Annotated in this window: 6 protein-coding genes; all 6 read right to left on the bottom strand. The window is 74.6% G+C overall.

Annotation, left to right across the window (positions count from 1 at the left end):
• Positions 1–155 precede the first annotated feature (155 nt).
• Positions 156–2,153 (bottom strand): 4-hydroxy-3-methylbut-2-enyl diphosphate reductase, encoded by a 1,998-nt coding sequence (ispH, locus tag MXD62_RS24860; RefSeq protein ID WP_248831867.1) that lies wholly within the window; start codon positions 2,151–2,153, stop codon positions 156–158.
• Positions 2,150–4,318: a terpene cyclase/mutase family protein gene (locus MXD62_RS24855; RefSeq protein ID WP_248831866.1), complete on the bottom strand. Its 2,169-nt coding sequence runs from the start codon at positions 4,316–4,318 to the stop codon at positions 2,150–2,152. Before MXD62_RS24855 ends, ispH begins: the two co-directional genes overlap by 4 nt.
• A gap of 85 nt (positions 4,319–4,403) precedes the next feature.
• The gene (locus tag MXD62_RS24850; RefSeq protein ID WP_248831865.1) at positions 4,404–5,420 is read right to left on the bottom strand and encodes a polyprenyl synthetase family protein; all 1,017 of its coding nucleotides are present in this window, start codon (positions 5,418–5,420) and stop codon (positions 4,404–4,406) included.
• Complete coding sequence (hpnE, locus tag MXD62_RS24845; RefSeq protein ID WP_248831864.1) at positions 5,417–7,105, bottom strand: hydroxysqualene dehydroxylase HpnE; 1,689 nt, start codon at positions 7,103–7,105, stop codon at positions 5,417–5,419. The genes MXD62_RS24850 and hpnE overlap by 4 nt, the downstream gene beginning before the upstream one ends.
• The gene (gene hpnD, locus MXD62_RS24840) at positions 7,102–8,004 is read right to left on the bottom strand and encodes a presqualene diphosphate synthase HpnD (RefSeq protein ID WP_112109332.1); all 903 of its coding nucleotides are present in this window, start codon (positions 8,002–8,004) and stop codon (positions 7,102–7,104) included. Before hpnD ends, hpnE begins: the two co-directional genes overlap by 4 nt.
• Complete coding sequence (hpnC, locus tag MXD62_RS24835) at positions 8,001–9,155, bottom strand: squalene synthase HpnC (protein WP_248831863.1); 1,155 nt, start codon at positions 9,153–9,155, stop codon at positions 8,001–8,003. The genes hpnD and hpnC overlap by 4 nt, the downstream gene beginning before the upstream one ends.
• Between the last annotated feature and the right edge of the window lie 613 nt (positions 9,156–9,768).

Below are 9,768 nucleotides of genomic sequence, written 5' to 3'. Positions count from 1 at the left end.
GTTGTCGGTAATGTGCGACGAGTAGTCGGTGAAGAGGGCCCGGGAACCAGGCATGACGCGTCGGAGGGCCTGGCGTGGGGCCCCCCGCCCGGCCGCGCCCGACCCCCCCCCGGCCCGCCGGCGCTGGAACTGACACGTGCCTGCCTGACCGCGCGTCATCTCCGTTCGGAGAGCGGTCGACGTACCTCCTTCGGCAGGTGGAAGGAGATCGACTCCGAGCCCACGGAACGGACCGACACCGACGCCGACCCCAGCCCCGACAGTGCCGCTGTCAGCTCCTCGACGAGCAGCGGCGGCGCGGAGGCCCCGGCGGAGATGCCGACGGTCCGCACCCCCTTGAGCCAGTCGAGCTGGACGTCCTCGACGCTCTCGACGAGGTGCGCGGCGACGCCGTCCCGCTCGCTGACCTCGACCAGCCGGCGCGAGTTCGAGCTGTTCTCCGACCCGACGACCAGGACGAGCTCCGCCTCGGCGGCCACCCGGCGAACCGCGTTCTGCCGGTTGGACGTCGCGTAGCAGATGTCGGCCGAGCCGGGGCCGACGACGGCCGGGAAGCGGTCGCGCAGCGCGTCGACGACCTCCTCGGCCTCGTCCACGGCGAGCGTGGTCTGCATGAGGTAGGTGACCCGCTCCGGGTCGGCGACCTCGAGGTCCTCGACCGCGGCGGCCGACTCGACCAGTTGGATCCGCCCCGGTGCCTCGCCGAGCGTCCCGTCCACCTCCTCGTGGCCGGAGTGCCCGATGAGCAGGACGGTGTCGCCGCGCGCGGTGAACCGCCGCGCCTCGGCATGCACCTTCTCCACCAGCGGGCAGGTGGCGTCGATGACCGCCAGGTCGCGCTCGCCCGCCTCGTCCCAGATCGCGGGGGCGACCCCGTGCGCGGAGAAGACCACGGTCGCGCCGGGCGGGACCTCGTCCAACTCCTCGACGAAGACCGCGCCGCGGCTGGCCAGGTCGGCCACGACGTGGGTGTTGTGCACGATCTGCTTGCGGACGTAGACCGGTGCGCCGTGGATCTCCAGCGCCCGTTCGACCACCTCGATGGCGCGCTCGACCCCGGCGCAGAAGGCGCGCGGCTCGGCGAGGAGCAGCCGACGGCTGCTGACCGCCTCCACCCACGCGCGGATCGCCGGGCCGAGCTGGTTGATCGTGCGCAGCCCGGCCACCCCGCGCCGGACCAGGTCAATCCGGCCCAGCGGCTGGTCGGGGGTGTCCACGATCACCCGGATCACCGCGAACGGGCGGGTGCCAGCACCGGGGGCGAGGGCGGCGGACTCCATGTCCACGGCGATGGCACCGGTCGCGGCCAGCTCGGCGCGGGCCGATCCGACCGCCACCTGGGCTACCGACACGACCGGTCCGACGTGCACCCGGAGGCCGGCACGGCGCAGTTCGCCGGCCAGCAGCGGGGCGGTCGGGCAGGTCCCCGTCACCGTGCCGTCGGCGAGGCGCACCTCGCTCGCGACGACCACGTCGCCGGGCTTCGTCTCGACGGTGAGCCCACCGGCGAGACCGACGACGGCCACCGCGTCCGGCCGGGCATCGCGGACCACGCGGTTCGCGCGGTGCGCCTTGTCCGGTCCCATCCCGGTCCGCACGATCACGGTGCCGGGCGGCAGGTCGGCCCGGCCGATCGCGAATCCCTCGAGACGCAGCGGGGCGGCGACGACGAGACGCGGGGTGCGGGGCGCCGGCTGGACCGGCGACCCCTTCGCGCTCACCGTGCGGACCCGGGCCGCGGCCGCGGCCCCGTTCGGGGCCGGGCTCACCGCCGCGGGCACCGCCCGGGTCACCAGCGGGCTCGCGGCCGAAGCCGCCCCCCGCCGCGACCCGACCGACGGCAGCGCCGAACCGGCCCGCGACGGCCCGCCGGCCGGCGGCACCGCGCCGGCCTGCTCGGGGATGGCCGCCCTCGGCACCGCGCCCGCGGGCACCGCGGCACCCGCGGGCACCACCGGTGCCGCCGGTACCACAGGCACGACCGGCGACGCGGGCGCGACGGGCGACGCGGGCGCGACGGGCGACGCGGGCCGCACGGCGGCCGGGCCGAAGCCCGGCGGTCCGAGGCTCGGCGCCGTGGCGTCGCGCGGGGTAACGGTGGGCGAACCGCCGTGGTCGGCGTCGCCCCCGTTGTCTGCTGCCGGGATGCTCATGACGTCGACCTGCCGGTGAGGGTCACGTACCGACCGAGTGCCGTCACGGGAAAGACCAGCCGGTACAGGTGATAGTTGATGGAGAAGTCCCAGGGGAAGCCCGTGCCGGTGAACTGCGGCTCGTCCCAGGTGCCGTCGGGGCGCTGGGTGTCGCAGAGCCAGCGCACGCCGCGTTCGACCGCCTCCCACTCGGCGGTCCCGGACGCCGGTTCGGCCGCCAGCAGCGCCAGCAGCGCCCAGGCGGTCTGCGAGGCCGTCGGCTCGCCGCGCCCGATCCACTCGTCGTCGCGGTAGGAGCGCAGGTCCTCGCCCCAGCCGCCCTCCGGCGTCTGGTGCTCGACGAGCCAGTGCATCGAGGAGACGATCGCCGGGTGCTCCGCGCTGACACCCGCGGAGATCAGCGCGGGCACGACCGCGCCGGTGCCGTAGACGTGGTTCACGCCCCAGCGGCCGAACCACGACCCGCCGGCCTCCTGGTTGTCCAGCAGCCAGCGGACCCCGCGCTGGGTGATCGGGTGGTCGGAGCGACCCAGCAGGGCGAGCATCTCGACCATGTGCGCGGTGACGTCCGCCGACGGTGGGTCGACCACCTCGCCGAAGTCGCAGAACGGGATCTTCCTGACCAGGGTGCGCACGTTGTCGGCGTCGAACGCCGCCCAGGCACCGTTCGACGAGCGCATGCCCACCGACCAGTCGACGCCCCGCTCCGCGGCGTCGCGCAGCCGGGCGGCGAGCTCCGGGTCCGCGGCGGCGATCGTGCCGGTCGCGACGGAGGCCGCCGCCGCGGCGGAGGCCGCGGTGGCCGCGGCCGAGCCGGGGCCGGAGCCGTCGGAGTGGTCCACCGGGCCGTGACCGTCGCCGAGCAGGCGGCGGATGGCGATGACCACCTCGGCGGTGTCGTCGACGTCCGGGTAGAAGTCGTTGTCGAACTCGAACGCCCAGCCGCCCGGCGCGAGGGTGGGACGGCGCACCGCCCAGTCACCGGCGACGCGCACCTCCTCGTCGGCGAGCCAGCGACCGGCCCGGACCATGGCCGGGTGGTCACCGCCCAGACCGGCGTCCGCGAGCGCGACGACGGCCAGCGCCGTGTCCCAGACCGGCGACTGGCACGCCTCGATACGGCGCACCGTGCCCTCCGGTGTCTCCTCGCGGATCGTGAACCGGTCGAGGGCGCGGAACGCCATCGAGATCACCGGGTGGTTCAGGGGGTAGCCCATGAGGTGCAGGGCCATGATCGAGTAGACCATCGGCGGCTGGATGCCGCCCCAGCAGCCGTCCGCCTCCTGGCGGGCGATCACCCATTCGGCGGCGCGGCGCAGCGCGAGCCGGCGCAGCGGCTGGAACGGCCGCTTCTCGTAGCGGTGCAGCACGGAATCGAGCCGCTCGAACGCGCCGGCCCAGCTCCGCAGCGGCGCCTTCGCCGCCTTGGGCGCCTGGACACGCAGCTCGTCCAGGGTGAACCCGAACGAGCGCACCGGCCGCAGCGAACCGACGATCGTCAGCGCCACCACGGTCTGGCGGGCCCAGCAGGCGAAGTCGTAGATGTTCAACGGGAACCACGGCGGAAGGAAGGTCATCTCCGCCGGCAGCACCGGGACGTCGTCCCAGGACCACTCACCGAACAGCGCCAGCCAGATCCGGGTGAACACCCGGGAGGCGGCGATGCCGCCCGCGGAGCGCACCCACTCGGCGGCGGAGCGCATGTGCGGGGCGTCCGGGTCGTCCCCGGCGAGCCGCAGCGCGACGTAGGCCTCGATGGTGGTCGAAAGGTCGGACGGGCCGCCGTAGAAGGTGGCCCAGCCGCCGTCGGAGAGCTGTTGGGAACGGATCCAGCGTCCGGTCTCAGTGGCCGTCGACGGGGTCAGGATGCCGAGGAACTGCCGAAGCATGAGGTCCTCGGCGTCCATGGTGACGTTGGTCTCCAGCTCGCCCTTCCACCAGCCCTCCTCAGCCTGCAGGGAGAGCAGATGGTCGCGGCCACGGCGCATCGCGCCCACCACCGGGTCGACCGGCGTGCCGGTCGACACCGAGTCGGTTCGCACTGCGCCGGCGGTCTCGAAGGACCCGGCGTCCGCCGACGGCCGTGCCACCGACGGGTTCGGGATCTTCGGGCTCTGCGCCGCGGCCGTCGGGGCAGCCGAGGACTGGTCCGAGGTCAGGCTCATCGACGACTCCCCTCGTCGTATATGTACTGGTCGTGCGGATGACCGCCGGGCGACCGGCGGGCGGGTACTGCCACCTCGCTCCCCCTCAGCGATCTCGTTCGGTCACGAACCGCGCCATCGCCAGCAGCTCCGCCTCGGCCGACGCCGGGATCGAGATCGAACGCAGCGCGTTCTCACACGCCTTGAGCTGGCGGTCCGCCTCGGCCGTGGTCCAGTCGCGGCCGCCGGCCCGCTCGACCAGGGCCGCGATGCGGTGCAGATCGTCCTCGGAGGCCTCACCCTCCTCGGTGAGGAAGGCCCGCAGCTCGTCGGCGTCGTCTCCGCCCGCCTCGAGCGCGACGACCACCGGCACCGACTTCTTCCGCGAGCGCAGGTCGTTGAGCACGGGCTTGCCGGTCACCGCCGGGTCGCCCCAGATGCCGAGCAGGTCGTCGATGAGCTGGAAGGCGGTACCCAGCCGCGAGCCGTACTCGGCGAGGCCGTCGACGACCTCGCCGGGCGCGCCGGCGAGGACCGCGCCGAGGGAGGCCGAGCAGGCCAGCAGGGCGCCGGTCTTGCCGTCCTCCATGTGCAGCGTCTCGGCCACCGAGACGTCCGAGCGGCTCTCGAAGAGGAGGTCCTCGGCCTGCCCGCGGACCAGGTCCTGGACGCCGGCGCCGAGGATCACCGCGGCGCGCCGGCCCGGCTCTCCCTCGACCTCGAGCAGGACCTGGGTGGCGAGGCCGAGCAGCGCGTCGCCGGCGAGGATGGCTCCGTCGGCACCGAAGACCGTCCAGGCGGTGGCCCGGTGGCGGCGCTCGCGGTCGCCGTCCATCAGGTCGTCGTGCAGCAGTGAGAAGTCGTGCACCAGCTCGACCGCGACCGCGGCCGGCAGGCCGACCTCGGCCGGGGCGCCGGCCGCCTCGGCGGAGAGCAGCGCGAGCGCGGGCCGGACGAGCTTGCCGCCGCTGCCGGACAGCGGCTCACCGGCCGCGTCCACCCAGCCGCGGTGGTAGGCGACGACGTGGCGCAACCGGGGGTGGAGCCGGTCCACCGTGGCGCGCAGCGCGGGCACCGCCAGGGCACGCCCGCGCTCGATCGCTTCCGGAACCGTTGTGGTCATACCGGGAATCCCCCCGTGGACTGAGACGTCTCTGTCTGGGCCGTCGCTGTGTGTGGCGTCGCTGTGTGTGGCGCCGCCGGTTCAGCCGCCGTCGTCGCGGCGCTGACCGTCCGCACGTCCACCGTGCCTGCCTCCGTCGCGACGGCGGAGGCCGGGGTGAGACCTTCGATGTCCCCAGAACGGGTCGGTGCCTCGCCGCGCGACTCGCCACGTTGCCCAGGCGGGCCGTGACCGACCACAGACAGTGCGCTCCCAGCTACCCCCATGCCGGCGAGCGTCTCACGGGCAGCAGCGATCCCGCTACGCACAGCACCTTCCATGGTCGCCGGCCACCCGGTGTCCGTCCAGGTGCCGGCCAACGCGAACCCGGGCAGGCTGGTCGCCTGATCCGGGCGCAACCCGAGCGAACCGGGCGCCTGCCGGAAGGTCGCGGTGCGCTCCCTGGTCACGAACACCTCGAGCAGCTCGGCGGCCCGGGCGGCCGGGAACAACCGGCGCATCTCCTCGACGAACAGCTTTCGCAGGTCGTTCGCGGGCTGGTCGACCCATTCCTCCGCCGCCGACTGCGACAGCGCGAGGTACTGCGCCCCGGGCGGGCCCACCTCGGCCAGGCCGGAGGAGACCGTCCGGTCGAAGATCCACTGGATGGGCGAGCCGACGACCGCGAGCATCGGACCGTCGAGCACCGGCCGATCGAAGATCATGTGCACGTTGATGATGGGCGAGACGCCGAGCTCGCGCAGCTTCGCCGGGTCGACGCCGGAGCCCTCGGGCAGCAGGCCGGCGGCGGCCGGCGGCGGAACCGCCAGCACCACCCCGTCCGCGGCCAGGACCTCGCCGCCGTCCAGGGTGACCTCCCAGCCGGCCGCCGACCGGGTGATGGCCCGGGCCTTGGTCGCCGTGCGGACCGTGCCGCCGACCGCCTCCAGTGCCCGCACCGCCGCGTCGCCGTGCAGTTGCTGCAACGGGGCCTCGGGCCAGCCCAGGTCACCCGCATCGGCCCCGTCGAGCAGGCCGGTGCGGACCACCTTGGCGGCCAGGCCGAGTGAAGCCTCGGACGCCGGCGCGTTGAGGGTCGCGACGGTCAGCAGCTCCCAGAGGGCCTCGGTGGCCGCGGCGCTCTGGCCGTGCCGGCCGAGCCAGCCGCCGAAGGAGTCGCCGTCCACCGAGGGGTCGCGCTGGTCGAGACGGCCGATCCGGAAGGCCGCCAGCGCCGCGCGGATCCGGTCGGCGGGCGGGATCGCCCGATACCCCAGCAGGGCCGGGGCGAGGTGCAGCGGAGCCGGCAACGGCACCCTGGTCCGGCGCAGCCTGGTCCGGGTCAGCGAGCCGGCGATCAGCACCTCGACGTCCAGCCGCGGCTGGAGCGTGGTGAGGTGCGTCACCCCCAGCCGGGCCAGCAGCCCGCGGTAGGCGGTGCAGCACCGCATGAACACGTGCTGACCGGTGTCGATCCACAGCGTGCCGTCCTGGAACTTGCGCTGGAACGAGGTCGTCGCCCCACCCAGACGCGGCCGGGCCTCCAGCAGCACCGCCTCGGCACCCTCGTCCGCCGCGACCAGCGCGGCGGCGATACCGGCGAGGCCGCCGCCGATGACGACCACCCGCCGTCCCCGCGCCGCCGCACCGGTCCCGGCCCGATCTCCCGGCCGGTGACCCGGCCGCGTGTCCCCCCCAGCGCTCATGCCGCTCTCGCCTCCGATCTGCCGGCGAGGCTGCGGGCGGCCACGACCGCCTTCTCCCAGCCCGGCAGTGACAGCCGGCGTTCCAGGACCGCGGTGGGGTCCTGCCGGATGCGCCGGTTCAGGCGCAGGTAGATCCCGGCCATGGCACCGCAGCAGGCGGCGCTGCGCCGGTCGAGCAGGCCGAGCAGCGCCAGGCCCCGCGTGTACCACTCGTCGGCGCGCGCGGCGCAGTCGCGCAGGTAGTCCACCAGCGCGTCCTCCGGTCCACCGAGGCGCCCGGCCGGGCTCACCACCAGGGTGACGCCGGCCTTCTCCAGCTCCGTCGAGGGCAGGTAGATGCGGCCGTTGAGGAGGTCCTCGCGGACGTCGCGCAGGATGTTGGTCTGCTGGAGTGCCACGCCGAGCGCGTCGGCGATCTCGGCCGAGCGGGCGTCGCCGGCCGATCCGTCCACGCCGAAGATGCCCAGCGAGAGCCGGCCGATGGTGCCCGCCACCAGCCGGCAGTACCCGACCATGTCGTCGAACGTCTCGTAGGGGACCCCGTGGACGTCGCTCTCGACCCCGTCGGCGAGCTCGATGAAGGCTTCCATCGGGACGGGGAAGCGGCGCGCGGTGTCCGCGAGCGCCACCATCACCGGGTCGGAGCTGTTGATGTCCAGCGCGCGGACGTCGGCGCGGACCTTCTCCAGGCCGGCGAGCTTCTCCTCATCCGGCAGGTCGCCGTCGCCGATGTCGTCGAGGCGACGCGCCAGGGCGTACACCGCGGACAGCGCGCCCCGCTTCTCGGCCGGCAGCAGGCGGATGCCGTAGCTGAAGTTCCGCGCGGCCTCCCGCGTCAACGCCTCGCAGGAGGCGTAGGCCTCGGCGACGGTGGAGCTGCCCGGGACACCCGCGCTCATCTGGCACCCTCCGGGACGTCGACGTCGGATCCGGCGGGCGCCGGAGCCGGGACGGCACTCGCCACCGCGGCGCCCCCGCCGGGGGCGGTGGCGGTGGTGGGAACGGTGCCGCTGGGAACAGGGCCGCTGGAACCGGTGCCGCCAGCAGCGGCGGCACCGGGAGCGGTAGTGCTTGAAGCAGTGGTGCTTGAAGCAGTGGCTGCAGTGGCTGCGGTGGCTGCGGTGCCGGCGGCGCGGGCGGCCGCGGCCTGCCCGGGCACCAGCGACCGGGCCCACGCGGCCGCGGCGAAGGCCGCCATCCGGGGCTTGGGGGCCTTGGGCGCGCCGCCGAGCATGTCGTAGTCGGCGCGGCGGATCGCGTCGAGCGCGGCCCGGCCGCCCCCCACGAATCCGGCCATCGCCAGCCGCAGCCGGCCACCGACCAGGTTTACCAGCGGTGCCCCCTGGTCCAGCAGGGTCCGGGCCCGGGCCACTTCGAAGGCCATCAGGTGCCGCACCGCGGGCGAGGCGACCGGCGCGGCCAGGTCGGCCTCGGTCACCCCGAACGCGTCCAGGTCCTCCAGCGGCACGTAGATCCGGCCGGCCGCGAGGTCCTCGGCGACGTCCTGGAAGTGCTCCGCGAGCTGCAGCGCGGTGCAGATGCGGTCGGACAGCGCGATCCGCGCCGGAGTCGCCAGACCGAACACCCCGAGCACCATGCGGCCGATCGGATCCGCCGAGAGGGTGCAGTACTGCACGAGGTCCTCATAGGTGTCGTACCTGGTGACGATCTGGTCCTGCCGGTTGGCCTGCACGAGCCGCCGGAACGGCTCGGCCGGCAGGTCGCAGGCCCGCACGGTGTGCGCGAGCCGACGGTGGACGGGCAGCTTCGGCTCGCCGCCCGACCAGATCAGCTCGAGGTCGGCGGCAAGCTCGTCGAGCAGCGCCAGGCGGTCGCCGGGGGCCTCGTCACCGATGTCGTCGACGAGACGTCCGAAGACGTACAGCGCGTTGAGGTGATCCCGGGTCGCGGCGGGCAGCAGCCGCGAGGCGACCGGGAAGTTCTCGGCGGGCGCGGCCAGCAACACCTGCTCGGTGGGCGTGGTGAGGTCGGTCGCGCCGGGGTGGGCAGACGGTCGCGGTGGGCCGGTTCGGGCGTCGATTGCGGTCATACGCCTCTCCTTAACGTGGCGGTCTGCGCTCCGGGTGCGCGGTGCGGTGTGCGTCGTGTGCGTCGTCCGTGCGGTGGTGGCACGTGCCGGTCATGGCGCATGCCTGCCGCCGGTACGCGCCGTGTCGCCGCCAGCCGCCTCCGGTGACCGGGTGGACGCCGGCCGGTGGGCACCGGTCGGACCGCCGCCGTGAGGGCCGGAGGAGGCCCGGTCCTGGTGGCGGAGCCCGGTCGTTGTGACGGAGTCCGGTCTCGGTAGCGTGACCGGGTCACCCGGTTCGGTGGCCCATCCCGGCTCCGCTCCGGATCCCGCCGCCGGCTCCCCGCCGCCGACGCACCCACTCGATCAGGTGACGACGCGACGAGCCACTCGACAGGCACCTCCGGGGACCTCCCAGGTTGTGTTCGACGGCGACCTGGTCAGCATGTCGGTCGGGCGGAGCGCGAACCCGAGCGGTGGTCCACCCGGGCAGAGCACGCCATGGTCAGGGGCGCGGCGGGCGGCATTCCCGGAGTCGGGTGCCCGGGGCAACGGGCACACCTCCCGGTCCGCGGGCGGCCCCCCCCCCCCCCCCCCGGGGGCGGCGGGGGGGGGGGGGTTTTAAAAAAGGAAG

The organism is Frankia sp. Mgl5, assembly GCF_023242985.1.
GTDB classification, from domain to species: Bacteria; Actinomycetota; Actinomycetes; order Frankiales; family Frankiaceae; genus Parafrankia; species Parafrankia soli.
This window is presented reverse-complemented; position numbering and strand designations above follow the sequence as displayed.